The sequence below is a fragment of the Citrobacter sp. RHBSTW-01013 genome, from assembly GCF_013781985.1.
GTDB classification, from domain to species: Bacteria; Pseudomonadota; Gammaproteobacteria; order Enterobacterales; family Enterobacteriaceae; genus Citrobacter; species Citrobacter braakii.
On record NZ_CP056185.1, the window covers coordinates 5,185,173 to 5,200,303 of the forward strand.

Consider the following 15,131-nt stretch of genomic DNA (forward strand, 5'->3'; position numbering starts at 1 on the left):
ACAGCGTACAATACGCCCTCTTTATAAAGGTGGGCGATCATGGCAGAAATCACTCTTATCAGCGGCAGCACGCTTGGCAGTGCGGAATATGTAGCAGAGCATCTGGCTGAAAAACTGGACGACGCGGGTTTTTCCAGCGAAATACTGCATGGGCCAATGCTTGAAGAGGTCCCGACTGATGGGATCTGGCTGATTATTAGCTCCACGCACGGTGCGGGAGACATTCCTGACAACCTGCAGCCTTTATATGATGCCTTATGCGAGCAAAAACCGGACCTTTCACAAGTGCACTTTGGTGCAATCGGGATCGGCAGTCGTGAATATGACACCTTTTGCGGCGCAATCGACAAGCTGGAAGCCGAACTGAAAGCCTGCGGGGCAAAACAGATCGGCGAAACGCTCAGGATCAACGTACTGGAACATGAAATTCCGGAAGATCCGGCTGAAATTTGGCTGGGATCCTGGCATCCATTGCTCAGAGATTTGTAAAGATCGTACTTTTTTATGTGGATAACTCTGGTTAAAAGCTTGGATCAACCGGTAGTTATCCCAAGAACAACCGTTGTTCAGTTTTTGAGTTGTGTATAACCCTTCATTCTGCTCCCAGCTTATACGGGCCAGGATCACCGATCATTCACAGCTAATGATCCTCAACAACCTGTTGATCTTATTCAAAGGATCGCCCTTATCCACAGAAAGTTGCGATCCTAATAAGAGATCACAATAAAACAGATCTCTAAATAAAAAGATCTTCTTTTTAATACCCAGGATCCCAGGGCTTTCTCGATCGACTAAAGTTGAGTAGAATCCACGGCCCGGGCTTCAATCCACTTTCACACCGCGTTATGCGAGGCAATTACCATGTTTTATCAGGATCCTTTTGACGTCATCATCATTGGCGGGGGTCATGCAGGCACCGAGGCCGCAATGGCCGCGGCGCGAATGGGTCAACAGACTCTGCTTTTGACACACAATATCGACACTCTGGGACAGATGAGCTGCAACCCGGCGATCGGCGGTATTGGGAAGGGACACCTGGTAAAAGAAGTGGATGCGCTTGGTGGGTTGATGGCAAAAGCGATCGACCATGCAGGTATCCAGTTTAGGATACTAAACGCCAGCAAAGGGCCAGCCGTTCGTGCTACCCGAGCTCAGGCCGACCGTGTGCTCTATCGCCAGGCTGTACGCACCGCACTCGAGAATCAACCCAATCTGATGATCTTCCAACAGGCAGTTGAAGATCTGATTGTTGAAAACGATCGTGTTGTGGGTGCAGTGACCCAAATGGGACTGAAGTTCCGTGCCAAAGCGGTTGTATTAACCGTAGGGACTTTTCTTGACGGCAAAATTCATATTGGTCTGGACAACTACAGCGGCGGCCGTGCTGGCGATCCGCCGTCTATCCCGCTGTCACGCCGTCTGCGTGAACTGCCTTTGCGCGTCAGCCGCCTGAAAACCGGTACGCCGCCGCGTATCGATGCACGCACTATTGATTTCAGCGTGCTCGGCCAGCAAAACAGCGATAACCCGATGCCGGTCTTCTCATTCCTGGGCGATGCTTCTCAACATCCGCGTCAGATGCCGTGTTACATCACGCATACCAATGAGAGAACCCATGACGTGATCCGCAATAACCTCGATCGTAGCCCAATGTACGCTGGCGTGATCGAAGGTATCGGTCCGCGCTACTGCCCGTCGATCGAAGACAAAGTGATGCGCTTTGCCGATCGTAATCAGCATCAGATCTTCCTCGAGCCGGAAGGACTGACGTCTAACGAAATTTATCCGAATGGTATCTCCACCAGCTTGCCGTTCGATGTGCAGATGCAAATTGTCCGCTCCATGCAGGGAATGGAAAATGCCAGAATCGTCCGTCCTGGCTACGCGATTGAGTATGATTTCTTCGATCCGCGCGACCTGAAACCCACTCTGGAAAGCAAATTCATCCAGGGTCTGTTCTTTGCGGGCCAGATTAACGGTACTACCGGTTACGAAGAAGCTGCCGCGCAAGGGATGCTGGCGGGTCTGAACGCCGCACGCTTGTCTGCTGAGAAAGACGGCTGGGCGCCGCGTCGCGATCAGGCTTATCTTGGTGTACTGGTGGACGATCTGTGTACGCTTGGCACCAAAGAACCGTACCGCATGTTCACCTCACGCGCAGAATATCGTTTGATGCTGCGCGAAGATAACGCCGACCTGCGTCTGACCGAAATTGGTCGCGAACTGGGTCTGGTGGACGACGAGCGCTGGGCTCGTTTCAACGAGAAGCTGGAGCGTATCGAACAGGAACGTCAGCGTCTCAAATCAACCTGGGTAAATCCGTTAGCGGAATCTGCAGCAGAAGTGAATGCTCACCTGGCTACGCCTTTGTCACGTGAAGCCAGCGGTGAAGATCTCCTGCGTCGCCCGGATATGACCTATGCTCAGTTGACCTCTTTATCTGCGTTCGCACCTGCGCTCGACGATGCTCAGGCCGCGGAACAGGTTGAGATTCAGGTGAAATACGAAGGGTATATCGCCCGTCAGCAGGAAGAGATCGAAAGACAACAGCGTAATGAGAACACCCTGTTGCCTGCAACGCTGGATTATCGTCAGGTCTCAGGCTTGTCGAATGAAGTTATCGCCAAGCTGAACGATCACAAACCGGTATCAATCGGCCAGGCATCGCGTATTTCTGGCGTTACGCCTGCCGCCATCTCCATTCTGCTGGTATGGCTGAAGAAACAAGGTATGCTGCGCCGCAGCGCTTGATAACACTATTTTGGCGGCGGGCGCTTCGCCTGCCCGCCCTACAAATTTGTAGTCCCGATAAGCTATAGCGCATCGGGAAATTGATTATGAACAGGTAACGACCGTGCTCAACAAACTCTCTCGTCTGCTGGCTGATGCTGGTATTTCTCTTACCGATCACCAGAAAAATCAGCTGATTGCGTATGTCGATATGCTGCACAAATGGAACAAAGCGTACAACTTGACGTCGGTACGGGATCCCAACGAAATGCTGGTGCGCCATATTCTGGACAGTATTGTCGTCGCGCCGTATCTGAAGGGGGAGCGTTTTATTGACGTGGGTACGGGACCGGGCCTGCCGGGTATTCCTCTCTCTATCGTGCGCCCTGAAGCGCATTTCACACTGCTGGATAGTCTGGGAAAACGCGTCCGTTTCTTGCGTCAGGTGCAGCATGAGCTTGCGCTTACTAACATCACTCCTGTGCAAAGTCGCGTTGAAGAATTCCCTTCAGAGCCGCCGTTCGATGGGGTCATTAGCCGTGCGTTCGCGTCACTTACTGATATGGTGAGTTGGTGCCATCATTTGCCTGGACTGGATGGGCGTTTTTATGCGCTAAAAGGGCAGTTGCCTGAAGATGAAATTGCTTCGTTGCCTGCAGAATTCAGCGTCGAGTCGGTCGAAAAATTACGCGTTCCGCAACTGGATGGTGAACGTCATCTGGTGGTTATTAAGCCAAACAAAATTTAATTTTTATCAAAAAAAATAGAAAAAAAACGGCTATTCAGGTGTTAAAAGTCATAAGGAATAGTGTGGTTAAATGTCGTTACAATTCACTAGCGCCTTACGGTTTTGCATCATAACTATAACGTACCGTTTTTTGTTAAAAGCGAAACAAGTCAGCTGTGAAAATATCAGTCTGCTAAAAATAGAACGTAAGAACCACCCGTTGTGTTAATTTTTTATTATAAATGTCAATGCGTGGTTTTTTTGTTGTTAGCTGTTGTTTTTGAAATAGTGGCTATTTTTACGCTTAAATATCAAAAAGATGAAAAGGCATCATTTGCCACGTAAATAAATTATGCGAAGGTGAATATGTTCAATATGTGATCTGGTGCACGCTTTGCCGCCAGTATTTACGCGGCATTTGCAGTTTTGCATGATCGTTCACAGTTTGCTTAAAAGTGATAAATGTGGGGTAGCGAAAAATATTTAAACATTTATTCACTTTTTAGCTACTTATTGTTTGAAATCACGAAGGCGCACCGTATAATTTGACCGCTTTTTGATGCTTGACTCTAAGCCATAAAGAACGTTTTATACGACACGCGGCATACCTCGAAGGGAGCAGGAGTAAAAACGTGATGTCTATGTCGCTCTTGAGTCGAAACGTTGCTCGTAAGCTTTTGCTCGCACAGTTTCTGGCGGTAATAGCAAGTGGATTGCTGTTTAGCCTCAAAGACCCTTTCTGGGGCATCTCCGCATTGTGCGGTGGATTGGCAGTGTTACTGCCTAATGTGTTGTTTATGATATTTGCCTGGCGTCACCAGGCGCATACACCAGCTAAAGGCCGAGTAGCCTGGACGTTCGCCTTCGGCGAAGCCTTCAAGGTGTTAGCTATGCTGGTTTTGCTGGTGGTGGCGTTGGCTGTTTTGAAAGCGGTATTCATGCCGCTGATCGTTACGTGGGTTTTGGTGCTGGTGGTTCAGATACTGGCGCCGGCTGTAATTAACAACAAAGGGTAAAGGCATCATGGCTTCAGAAAATATGACGCCGCAGGATTACATAGGACACCATCTGAATAACCTTCAGTTGGACCTACGTACATTCTCGCTGGTGGATCCGCACAACCCCCCAGCCACCTTCTGGACGCTCAATATTGACTCCATTTTCTTCTCGGTGGTTCTGGGTCTGTTGTTCCTGCTTATGTTCCGTAGCGTAGCTAAAAAGGCGACCAGCGGCGTACCAGGTAAATTTCAGACCGCGATTGAGCTGGTAATCGGCTTTGTGCATGGTAGCGTGAAAGACATGTACCATGGCAAAAGCAAGCTGATTGCTCCGCTGGCCCTGACGATTTTCGTCTGGGTATTCCTGATGAACTTGATGGATTTGCTGCCTATCGACCTGCTTCCGTACATCGGTGAGCATATCTTTGGCCTGCCGGCTCTGCGTGTAGTTCCGTCTGCTGACGTGAACATCACCCTGTCGATGGCGCTGGGCGTATTTATCCTCATTCTGTTCTACAGCATCAAAATGAAAGGCATCGGCGGCTTCGCGAAAGAGTTGACGCTGCAGCCGTTCAATCACTGGGCGTTCATCCCTGTCAACTTAATCCTTGAAGGGGTAAGCCTGCTGTCCAAACCAATTTCTCTTGGTCTGCGACTGTTCGGCAACATGTATGCCGGTGAGCTGATTTTCATTCTGATTGCTGGTCTGTTGCCGTGGTGGTCACAGTGGATCCTGAATGTGCCATGGGCCATTTTCCACATACTGATTATCACGCTGCAAGCCTTCATATTTATGGTTCTGACGATTGTCTATCTGTCGATGGCATCTGAAGAGCATTAATTTACCAACACTACTACGTTTTAACTGAAACAAACTGGAGACTGTCATGGAAAACCTGAATATGGATCTGCTGTACATTGCTGCCGCTGTGATGATGGGTCTGGCGGCAATCGGTGCTGCGATCGGTATCGGCATCCTCGGGGGTAAATTCCTGGAAGGCGCAGCGCGTCAACCGGATCTGATTCCTCTGCTGCGTACTCAGTTCTTTATCGTTATGGGTCTGGTGGATGCAATCCCAATGATCGCTGTAGGTCTGGGTCTGTACGTGATGTTTGCTGTCGCGTAGTAAGCGTTGCTTGAATTAAGAGCAATATCAGAACGTTAACTAGATAGAGGCATTGTGCTGTGAATCTTAACGCAACAATCCTCGGCCAGGCCATCGCGTTTGTCCTGTTCGTTCTGTTCTGCATGAAGTACGTATGGCCGCCTTTAATGGCTGCCATCGAAAAACGTCAAAAAGAAATTGCTGACGGCCTTGCTTCTGCAGAACGAGCACATAAGGATCTTGACCTTGCAAAGGCCAGCGCGACCGACCAGCTGAAAAAAGCGAAGGCGGAAGCTCAGGTAATCATCGAGCAGGCGAACAAACGCCGTGCTCAGATCCTGGACGAAGCTAAAACTGAAGCAGAGCAGGAACGTACTAAAATCGTGGCACAGGCGCAGGCGGAAATTGACGCCGAGCGTAAACGTGCTCGCGAAGAACTGCGTAAGCAAGTTGCTATCCTGGCTGTTGCTGGCGCCGAGAAGATCATCGAACGTTCCGTGGATGAAGCTGCTAATAGCGACATCGTGGACAAACTTGTCGCTGAACTGTAAGGAGGGAGGGGCTGATGTCTGAATTTATTACGGTAGCTCGCCCCTACGCCAAAGCAGCTTTTGACTTTGCCGTTGAGCACCAAAGCGTTGACCGTTGGCAGGATATGCTGACGTTTGCCGCTGAGGTGACGAAAAACGAACAAATGGCAGAGCTTCTCTCTGGCGCGCTGGCGCCGGAAACGCTCGCTGAGTCGTTTATCGCCGTGTGCGGTGAGCAGCTGGACGAAAGCGGCCAAAACCTGATTAGGGTAATGGCTGAAAATAACCGTCTGAATGCGCTCCCGGATGTTCTTGAGCAGTTTATTCATCTGCGTGCAGCCAGTGAGGCTATTTCTGAGGTAGAAGTCACTTCTGCCAATGCACTGAGTGATGAACAGCTTACGAAGATTAGTGCAGCGATGGAAAAACGTCTGTCACGCAAAGTTAAGCTGAATTGCAAAATCGATAAGTCTGTAATGGCAGGCGTAATCATCCGAGCGGGTGATATGGTCATTGATGGCAGCGTACGCGGCCGTCTTGAGCGCCTTGCAGACGTCTTGCAGTCTTAAGGGGACTGGAGCATGCAACTGAATTCCACCGAAATCAGCGAACTGATCAAGCAGCGCATTGCTCAGTTCAATGTTGTGAGCGAAGCTCACAACGAAGGTACTATTGTTTCTGTAAGTGACGGTGTTATCCGCATTCACGGCCTGGCCGATTGTATGCAGGGTGAGATGATTTCCCTGCCGGGTAACCGTTACGCTATCGCACTGAACCTGGAGCGCGACTCCGTAGGTGCCGTTGTGATGGGTCCATACGCTGACCTCGCCGAAGGCATGAAGGTTAAGTGTACGGGTCGTATTCTGGAAGTTCCGGTTGGCCGTGGCCTGCTGGGTCGTGTGGTGAACACTCTGGGTTCCCCAATTGACGGTAAAGGTCCGGTTGATAACGATGGCTTCTCGCCAATCGAAGTTATCGCACCAGGCGTAATCGAACGTCAGTCCGTCGACCAGCCAGTACAGACAGGTTATAAATCTGTTGATGCCATGATCCCAATCGGTCGTGGCCAGCGTGAGCTGATCATCGGTGACCGTCAGACAGGTAAAACCGCGATGGCAATCGACGCCATCATCAACCAGCGTGATTCCGGTATCAAATGTGTGTACGTGGCTATCGGCCAGAAAGCGTCCACCATTTCTAACGTGGTTCGTAAACTGGAAGAACACGGCGCACTGTCCAACACCATCGTTGTTGTGGCGACCGCGTCTGAATCTGCTGCTCTGCAATACCTGGCGCCATATGCCGGTTGCGCAATGGGCGAATACTTCCGTGACCGCGGTGAAGACGCGCTGATCGTTTACGATGACCTGTCTAAACAGGCTGTTGCTTACCGTCAGGTTTCCCTGCTGCTCCGTCGTCCACCTGGACGTGAAGCATTCCCGGGCGACGTATTTTACCTCCACTCCCGTCTGCTGGAGCGCGCATCCCGCGTAAACGCGGAATACGTTGAGAAGTTCACCAATGGTGAAGTTAAAGGTAAAACCGGCTCCCTGACCGCTCTGCCGATTATCGAAACCCAGGCGGGTGACGTTTCTGCGTTCGTTCCGACCAACGTAATTTCCATTACAGATGGTCAGATCTTCCTGGAAACCAACCTGTTCAACTCCGGTATTCGTCCGGCAGTTAACCCGGGTATCTCCGTATCTCGTGTAGGTGGCGCAGCGCAGACCAAGATCATCAAGAAACTGTCCGGTGGTATTCGTACCGCACTGGCGCAGTATCGTGAACTGGCAGCGTTTTCTCAGTTCGCTTCCGACCTGGATGAAGCTACTCGTAAGCAGCTGAGCCACGGTCAGAAAGTAACTGAACTGCTGAAGCAGAAACAGTATGCCCCAATGTCTGTAGCACAGCAGGGTGTGGTGCTGTTTGCGGCTGAACGCGGTTACCTCGAAGATGTGGAACTGGCGAAAATCGGTAGCTTTGAAGCCGCTCTGCTGGCTTACGTTGACCGTGACCACGCTCCGCTGATGCAAGAGATCAACCAGTCCGGTGGCTATAACGATGAAATCGAAGGCAAGCTGAAAGCTATCCTCGATTCCTTCAAGGCAACCCAGTCCTGGTAACGTCTGGCGGTCTGCTTTAGGGCGGACCGCAAGGCATTGAGGAGAAGCTCATGGCCGGCGCAAAAGAGATACGTAGTAAGATCGCAAGCGTCCAGAACACGCAGAAGATCACTAAAGCGATGGAGATGGTCGCCGCTTCCAAAATGCGTAAATCGCAGGATCGCATGGCGGCCAGCCGTCCTTATGCAGAGACCATGCGCAAAGTGATTGGTCACCTTGCGAATGGTAATCTGGAATATAAGCACCCTTACCTGGAAGAACGCGACGTTAAGCGCGTGGGCTACCTGGTGGTGTCGACCGACCGTGGTCTGTGCGGTGGCTTGAACATTAACCTGTTCAAAAAGCTGCTGGCGGATATGAAAGCATGGTCCGATAAAGGCGTTCAGTGCGATATCGCAATGATCGGCTCTAAGGGCGTGTCTTTCTTTAACTCCGTTGGCGGTAATGTGATTGCTCAGGTAACCGGCATGGGGGATAACCCTTCCCTGTCCGAACTGATCGGTCCGGTTAAAGTGATGCTGCAGGCCTACGATGAAGGTCGTCTGGACAGACTGTACGTTGTCAGCAACAAATTTATTAACACCATGTCTCAGACGCCAACCATCACCCAACTGCTGCCTCTGCCGGCATCAGATGATGATGAATTGAAGCGTAAATCCTGGGATTACCTGTATGAGCCAGACCCGAAAGCGCTGCTGGATACCCTGCTGCGTCGTTATGTCGAGTCTCAGGTTTATCAGGGCGTGGTAGAAAACCTGGCCAGCGAGCAGGCCGCACGTATGGTGGCGATGAAAGCCGCGACCGACAATGGCGGCAGCCTGATTAAAGAGCTGCAGTTGGTATACAACAAAGCTCGTCAGGCCAGCATTACTCAGGAACTCACCGAAATCGTCGGTGGTGCATCCGCGGTATAACCAGGTTAATTCGTAGAGGATTCAAGATGGCTACTGGAAAAATTGTCCAGGTAATCGGCGCCGTGGTTGACGTCGAATTCCCTCAGGATGCCGTACCGCGCGTGTACGATGCTCTTGAGGTTATGAATGGTAAAGAGAGCCTGGTGCTGGAAGTTCAGCAGCAGCTCGGCGGCGGTATCGTACGTACCATCGCCATGGGTTCTTCCGACGGTCTGCGTCGTGGTCTGGAAGTCAAAGATCTCGAGCACCCGATCGAAGTCCCGGTAGGTAAAGCAACTCTGGGTCGTATCATGAACGTCCTGGGTCACCCGATCGACATGAAAGGCGATATCGGTGAAGAAGAGCGTTGGGCTATCCACCGCGCGGCACCTTCCTATGAAGAGCTGTCCAGCTCTCAGGAACTGCTGGAAACCGGCATCAAAGTTATCGACCTGATGTGTCCGTTCGCTAAGGGCGGTAAAGTTGGTCTGTTCGGTGGTGCGGGTGTAGGTAAAACCGTAAACATGATGGAGCTGATCCGTAACATCGCGATCGAACACTCCGGTTACTCCGTGTTTGCGGGCGTGGGTGAACGTACTCGTGAGGGTAACGACTTCTACCACGAAATGACTGACTCCAACGTTCTGGACAAAGTATCCCTGGTATATGGCCAGATGAACGAGCCGCCGGGAAACCGTCTGCGCGTTGCTCTGACCGGTCTGACCATGGCAGAGAAGTTCCGTGACGAAGGTCGTGACGTTCTGCTGTTCGTTGATAACATCTATCGTTACACCCTGGCCGGTACAGAAGTATCCGCACTGCTGGGTCGTATGCCATCAGCGGTAGGCTACCAGCCGACCCTGGCGGAAGAGATGGGTGTTCTTCAGGAACGTATAACCTCTACCAAAACCGGTTCTATCACCTCCGTTCAGGCGGTATACGTACCTGCGGATGACTTGACTGACCCATCCCCAGCAACCACCTTTGCTCACTTAGATGCAACCGTGGTACTGAGCCGTCAGATCGCCTCTCTGGGTATCTACCCGGCAGTTGACCCGCTGGACTCCACCAGCCGTCAGCTGGATCCGCTGGTTGTTGGTCAGGAACACTACGACACCGCGCGTGGCGTACAGTCTCTGCTGCAGCGTTATCAGGAACTGAAAGACATCATCGCCATCCTGGGTATGGATGAACTGTCTGAAGAAGACAAACTGGTGGTAGCACGCGCACGTAAAATTCAGCGCTTCCTGTCCCAGCCGTTCTTCGTTGCGGAAGTATTCACCGGTTCTCCGGGTAAATACGTATCCCTGAAAGACACCATCCGTGGCTTTAAAGGCATCATGGAAGGCGAATACGACCACCTGCCAGAGCAGGCGTTCTACATGGTTGGTTCTATCGACGAAGCCGTGGAAAAAGCCAAAAAACTTTAACGCCTTAATCGGAGGGTGATATGGCAATGACTTACCACCTGGATGTCGTCAGCGCAGAGCAGCAAATGTTCTCTGGTCTGGTCGAAAAAATCCAGGTAACGGGTAGTGAAGGTGAACTGGGTATTTTCCCGGGTCACGCACCGCTGCTCACCGCCATTAAGCCTGGTATGATCCGCATCGTTAAACAGTTCGGTCATGAAGAGTTTATCTATCTGTCCGGCGGCATTCTCGAAGTGCAGCCTGGCAGCGTGACCGTTCTGGCTGATACCGCGATTCGCGGACAGGATCTCGATGAAGCGAGAGCCCTGGAAGCGAAGCGTAAGGCTGAAGAGCACATTAAGAGCTCTCATGGTGACGTGGATTACGCTCAGGCATCTGCGGAACTGGCCAAAGCGATCGCGAAACTGCGCGTTATCGAGTTGACCAAAAAAGCGATGTAACACCGGCTTGAAAAGCACAAAAGCCAGTCTGGTTGCCAGGCTGGCTTTTTTTATGGTTTTGTTTCAGTGAAAGTGGAACTAAAAAGCTGTTTTATATTTTTGTGACTTGTGTCACAAAAATATTGATCGGTTAAAAAATGAGGCGTAGACTCTTTTTTGTGTGATGTGTGTCACATAATTAACTCAGATAAAAACAGGATACCAACATGAAACTGATTAACAAAATCATCGCCCTTTTCAGCAGTATGGAAGTTTAGTCTTCCCGACCTGCTCTGTGGCGCGATGCTTCATACGGTTATCAGCACGCGCCATCTGTTATTAAATCCCACTCTTCCGCTTGATCGTTTGTCCTCTTCCCTTTTAAAACAGTATTTTTCTGCTTCTCGCTGATCACATTAATAATATTGTACTTTTCTTTTGTAACTCTTTATTCATGCAGTAAAAAAATAGCAAAAACATTAACCTAAGGCTTTAATAAGAGCAGACTCCTGGTTTTGGGAGACAAAAGACGCCGAAATAGACGAAAATAGAGTGTTATCAGAGGGGAAATTTTCCCGATTGAACGTTTTATTTTCGGTCAATTTCACGATGAAAAAAATGTAGTATTTTCAATGTGAAACGGTATAAATTCGTTCTCAAATTACAGTCAGGACGTGTATGTTGAATAATGCTATGAGCGTCGTGATCCTTGCCGCAGGCAAAGGCACGCGTATGTATTCCGATCTCCCTAAAGTGCTGCATACCCTCGCAGGAAAGCCGATGGTTCAGCATGTCATTGATGCCGCTAATGAATTAGGTGCGACTCACGTACATCTGGTCTACGGGCACGGTGGTGATTTGCTTAAGCAGACGCTGAAAGATGGCAATCTAAACTGGATTCTGCAGGCAGAGCAGTTGGGGACCGGCCATGCAATGCAGCAGGCAGCGCCATTCTTTGGTGATGACGAAGACATTTTAATGCTCTATGGCGATGTGCCGCTGATCTCTACCGATACCTTACGTAGCCTGCGTGATGCTAAACCGCAGGGCGGCATCGGCCTGTTAACGGTAAAACTGGATGATCCATCCGGCTATGGGCGTATTACGCGTGAGAACGGTAACGTCACCGGTATCGTCGAGCATAAAGATGCAACTGACGAGCAGCGCCAAATCCAGGAAATCAACACCGGTATTCTGATTGCCAATGGCGCTGATATGAAGCGCTGGCTGTCCAAACTCACCAATAACAATGCGCAGGGTGAATACTACATCACCGATATCATTGCTATGGCGTATCAGGAAGGACGCGAAATTGCTGCGGTACATCCGGCACGTATTAGCGAAACGGAAGGGGTGAATAACCGTCTTCAGTTATCCCGTCTGGAGCGTGTTTATCAGTCTGAGCAAGCAGAGAAACTGTTGCTGGCGGGCGTGATGCTGCGCGATCCTGCACGTTTTGATCTTCGCGGTACGCTTATTCACGGGCGCGATGTTGAAATTGATACTAACGTTATCATTGAAGGTAACGTAACCGTTGGTGATCGCGTCAAGATTGGTGCTGGCTGTATCATCAAAAACAGCGTGATTGGTGAAGGTTGTGAGCTTAGCCCATACAGTGTGGTGGAAGATGCCCATCTGGAAGCCGCTTGCACCATCGGCCCATTCGCGCGTCTGCGCCCGGGTGCTGAGCTGCAGGAAGGCGCGCACGTGGGTAACTTCGTCGAAATGAAAAAAGCGCGTCTGGGTAAAGGTTCTAAAGCTGGTCATCTGACCTATCTGGGCGATGCGGAAATTGGCGATAATGTGAATATCGGCGCGGGTACGATTACCTGCAACTACGATGGTGCCAATAAGTTTAAAACCATTATTGGTGATGATGTGTTTGTGGGTTCTGATACTCAGTTGGTGGCGCCTGTCACCGTGGGTAAAGGTGCCACCATCGCTGCTGGCACTACCGTAACGCGTAATGTCGCCGATAACGAACTGGTATTAAGCCGTGTACCTCAGGTCCATAAACAGGGCTGGCAGCGTCCGGTGAAGAAGAAGTAAGTGATTTTTGCCGGATGGCGGCCTACGTGCGGTGACGTTCTGTAGGCCTGATAAGCGTAAGCGCCATCAGGCAGACAAGAGATGAGGGGATAACATAATCCTCCGCTCAACAAGCAGTACCATAAAAATAACCCCACTCTCTACAAGGCTCGGGGCGCCCGGAAAGGGCAAATACAGGTCAGCGACAACGACAGGCAAATGCCTAAATTCGGAATCAAAAAATATGTGTGGAATTGTTGGCGCTATCGCGCAGCGTGATGTAGCTGAAATCCTTCTCGAAGGTTTACGTCGTCTGGAATATCGTGGTTATGACTCTGCTGGTCTGGCCGTTGTCGATGCTGAAGGCAACATGACCCGTCTGCGTCGTCTGGGTAAAGTGCAGATGCTGACTGCTGCTGCGGAAGAACATCCGCTGCATGGTGGTACAGGTATCGCTCATACCCGTTGGGCGACACACGGTGAACCTTCAGAAGCGAACGCGCATCCCCATGTTTCTGAACACATTGTTGTTGTGCATAACGGCATCATTGAAAACCATGAACCTCTGCGTGAACTACTGAAAACCCGTGGTTACACCTTTGTTTCTGAAACCGACACCGAAGTGATTGCTCACCTGGTGCATTGGGAACTGGAACAGGGTGGTACGCTGCGTGAAGCCGTACTGCGTACTATTCCACAGTTGCGCGGTGCCTATGGCACGGTGATCATGGATACCCGTAACCCGGAAACGCTGCTGGCGGCCCGTTCAGGTAGCCCGCTGGTGATTGGTCTGGGGATGGGGGAAAACTTTATTGCCTCCGATCAGTTGGCGTTGCTGCCGGTAACCCGTCGCTTTATCTTCCTGGAAGAAGGTGACATCGCAGAAGTGACCCGTCGTTCAGTCTCTATTTTTGACAAGTCTGGCGCACAAGTGAAGCGTCAGGATATCGAATCGAATCTGCAGTATGACGCGGGCGAAAAAGGTATTTATCGCCACTACATGCAGAAAGAGATCTACGAACAGCCGAACGCAATTAAAAATACGCTGACCGGGCGCATTAGTCACGGTGAAGTGGATTTAAGCGAGCTGGGTTCACGTGCCAACGAGTTGCTGTCTCAGGTTGAGCATATCCAGATTATCGCCTGCGGTACGTCCTACAACTCCGGTATGGTGTCCCGCTACTGGTTTGAATCGCTGGCTGGTATTCCTTGTGATGTCGAAATCGCTTCCGAGTTCCGCTATCGCAAATCCGCCGTGCGTCGTAACAGCCTGATGATTACCCTTTCCCAGTCCGGTGAAACGGCGGATACCCTGGCAGGTCTGCGCTTATCTAAAGAGCTGGGCTATCTGGGCTCGCTGGCTATTTGTAACGTACCGGGATCTTCTCTGGTGCGCGAATCCGACCTGGCTATGATGACCAATGCCGGTACCGAAATCGGTGTGGCCTCGACGAAAGCATTTACTACCCAACTGACCGTTCTGCTGATGCTGGTGGCGAAACTGTCTCGTCTGAAAGGCCTGGATGCGTCTATCGAGCAGGAGATCGTTCACGGTCTGCAGGCGCTGCCGAGCCGTATTGAGCAGATGCTGTCTCAGGACAAACGCATTGCCGCTCTGGCGGAAGGTTTCTCAGACAAACACCATGCGCTGTTCCTGGGCCGTGGCGATCAGTACCCGATTGCGCTGGAAGGCGCGCTGAAGCTGAAAGAGATCTCTTATATTCACGCTGAAGCTTATGCTGCAGGCGAACTGAAACACGGTCCGCTGGCGCTGATTGATGCCGATATGCCGGTTATCGTAGTTGCACCGAACAACGAACTGTTGGAAAAACTGAAATCCAACATTGAAGAAGTTCGCGCCCGTGGCGGTCAGTTGTACGTCTTTGCGGACCAGGATGCTGGCTTTACCAGCAGCGAAAACATGCACATCATTGAGATGCCGCATGTGGAAGAGGTGATTGCACCGATCTTCTACACCGTTCCGCTGCAGTTGCTGGCGTATCACGTGGCGCTGATTAAAGGCACCGACGTGGACCAGCCGCGTAACCTGGCAAAGTCGGTTACCGTAGAGTAATCCGCACTTAACTGAACTGAAAATGCCCTGCTGCAAGTGGACTGCACCCCAAAAGTTGGACACCCAACTGACT

14 protein-coding genes are annotated in these 15,131 nt (G+C 50.9%); all 14 read left to right on the forward strand.

Going from position 1 to position 15,131, the window contains the following annotated elements; genetic code table 11:
* The first annotated feature begins 39 nt into the window (after positions 1-39).
* The 14 genes from mioC to glmS all read left to right on the forward strand — a co-directional run bounded on the left by mioC (position 40) and on the right by glmS (position 15,058).
* A complete protein-coding gene (mioC, locus tag HV350_RS24840) occupies positions 40-489 on the forward strand; it encodes an FMN-binding protein MioC (protein ID WP_016155086.1) in 450 nt (149 codons plus the stop codon).
* 372 nt (positions 490-861) lie between these two features.
* Complete coding sequence (mnmG, locus tag HV350_RS24845) at positions 862-2,751, forward strand: tRNA uridine-5-carboxymethylaminomethyl(34) synthesis enzyme MnmG (RefSeq protein WP_016155085.1); 1,890 nt, start codon at positions 862-864, stop codon at positions 2,749-2,751.
* Between the two features lie 103 nt (positions 2,752-2,854).
* Entirely contained in the window at positions 2,855-3,478 is a 624-nt protein-coding gene (gene rsmG / locus HV350_RS24850; protein ID WP_016155084.1) for a 16S rRNA (guanine(527)-N(7))-methyltransferase RsmG, read from the forward strand.
* Positions 3,479-4,092: 614 nt separating this feature from the next.
* Complete coding sequence (atpI, locus tag HV350_RS24855; RefSeq protein ID WP_181629529.1) at positions 4,093-4,473, forward strand: F0F1 ATP synthase subunit I; 381 nt, start codon at positions 4,093-4,095, stop codon at positions 4,471-4,473.
* Between the two features lie 7 nt (positions 4,474-4,480).
* Complete coding sequence (gene atpB / locus HV350_RS24860) at positions 4,481-5,296, forward strand: F0F1 ATP synthase subunit A (RefSeq protein WP_003023792.1); 816 nt, start codon at positions 4,481-4,483, stop codon at positions 5,294-5,296.
* Positions 5,297-5,342: 46 nt separating this feature from the next.
* Positions 5,343-5,582 (forward strand): F0F1 ATP synthase subunit C, encoded by a 240-nt coding sequence (gene atpE, locus HV350_RS24865; protein ID WP_003023794.1) that lies wholly within the window; start codon positions 5,343-5,345, stop codon positions 5,580-5,582.
* 59 nt (positions 5,583-5,641) lie between these two features.
* A complete protein-coding gene (atpF, locus tag HV350_RS24870; protein ID WP_003827022.1) occupies positions 5,642-6,112 on the forward strand; it encodes a F0F1 ATP synthase subunit B in 471 nt (156 codons plus the stop codon).
* 14 nt (positions 6,113-6,126) lie between these two features.
* Positions 6,127-6,660: a F0F1 ATP synthase subunit delta gene (gene atpH, locus HV350_RS24875; protein ID WP_006687767.1), complete on the forward strand. Its 534-nt coding sequence runs from the start codon at positions 6,127-6,129 to the stop codon at positions 6,658-6,660.
* Positions 6,661-6,672: 12 nt separating this feature from the next.
* On the forward strand, positions 6,673-8,214 hold the full coding sequence (atpA, locus tag HV350_RS24880; RefSeq protein ID WP_003023802.1) for a F0F1 ATP synthase subunit alpha: 1,542 nt from the start codon (positions 6,673-6,675) through the stop codon (positions 8,212-8,214).
* A gap of 50 nt (positions 8,215-8,264) precedes the next feature.
* A complete protein-coding gene (gene atpG, locus HV350_RS24885) occupies positions 8,265-9,128 on the forward strand; it encodes a F0F1 ATP synthase subunit gamma (RefSeq protein ID WP_016155083.1) in 864 nt (287 codons plus the stop codon).
* Between the two features lie 26 nt (positions 9,129-9,154).
* Complete coding sequence (gene atpD, locus HV350_RS24890; RefSeq protein WP_003023806.1) at positions 9,155-10,537, forward strand: F0F1 ATP synthase subunit beta; 1,383 nt, start codon at positions 9,155-9,157, stop codon at positions 10,535-10,537.
* Positions 10,538-10,557: 20 nt separating this feature from the next.
* Positions 10,558-10,977 (forward strand): F0F1 ATP synthase subunit epsilon, encoded by a 420-nt coding sequence (locus HV350_RS24895; protein ID WP_003023809.1) that lies wholly within the window; start codon positions 10,558-10,560, stop codon positions 10,975-10,977.
* 657 nt (positions 10,978-11,634) lie between these two features.
* The gene (glmU, locus tag HV350_RS24900; RefSeq protein WP_019077996.1) at positions 11,635-13,005 is read left to right on the forward strand and encodes a bifunctional UDP-N-acetylglucosamine diphosphorylase/glucosamine-1-phosphate N-acetyltransferase GlmU; all 1,371 of its coding nucleotides are present in this window, start codon (positions 11,635-11,637) and stop codon (positions 13,003-13,005) included.
* A 223-nt stretch (positions 13,006-13,228) separates the two neighbouring features.
* Positions 13,229-15,058, forward strand: a complete 1,830-nt coding sequence (gene glmS / locus HV350_RS24905) for a glutamine--fructose-6-phosphate transaminase (isomerizing) (protein WP_016155081.1) — start codon at positions 13,229-13,231, stop codon at positions 15,056-15,058.
* The last annotated feature ends 73 nt before the right edge of the window (positions 15,059-15,131 follow it).

Bases quoted from the DNA above. Each gene is read 5' to 3' on its own strand.
- HV350_RS24895 (WP_003023809.1), top strand. From the start codon at position 10,558: ATGGCAATGACTTACCACCTGGATGTCGTCAGCGCAGAGCAGCAAATG.
- mioC (WP_016155086.1), top strand. From the start codon at position 40: ATGGCAGAAATCACTCTTATCAGCGGCAGCACGCTTGGCAGTGCGGAA.
- atpI (WP_181629529.1), top strand. From the start codon at position 4,093: ATGTCTATGTCGCTCTTGAGTCGAAACGTTGCTCGTAAGCTTTTGCTC.
- glmU (WP_019077996.1), top strand. From the start codon at position 11,635: ATGTTGAATAATGCTATGAGCGTCGTGATCCTTGCCGCAGGCAAAGGC.
- atpD (WP_003023806.1), top strand. From the start codon at position 9,155: ATGGCTACTGGAAAAATTGTCCAGGTAATCGGCGCCGTGGTTGACGTC.
- atpB (WP_003023792.1), top strand. From the start codon at position 4,481: ATGGCTTCAGAAAATATGACGCCGCAGGATTACATAGGACACCATCTG.
- atpE (WP_003023794.1), top strand. From the start codon at position 5,343: ATGGAAAACCTGAATATGGATCTGCTGTACATTGCTGCCGCTGTGATG.
- mnmG (WP_016155085.1), top strand. From the start codon at position 862: ATGTTTTATCAGGATCCTTTTGACGTCATCATCATTGGCGGGGGTCAT.
- atpH (WP_006687767.1), top strand. From the start codon at position 6,127: ATGTCTGAATTTATTACGGTAGCTCGCCCCTACGCCAAAGCAGCTTTT.
- atpG (WP_016155083.1), top strand. From the start codon at position 8,265: ATGGCCGGCGCAAAAGAGATACGTAGTAAGATCGCAAGCGTCCAGAAC.
- atpA (WP_003023802.1), top strand. From the start codon at position 6,673: ATGCAACTGAATTCCACCGAAATCAGCGAACTGATCAAGCAGCGCATT.
- glmS (WP_016155081.1), top strand. From the start codon at position 13,229: ATGTGTGGAATTGTTGGCGCTATCGCGCAGCGTGATGTAGCTGAAATC.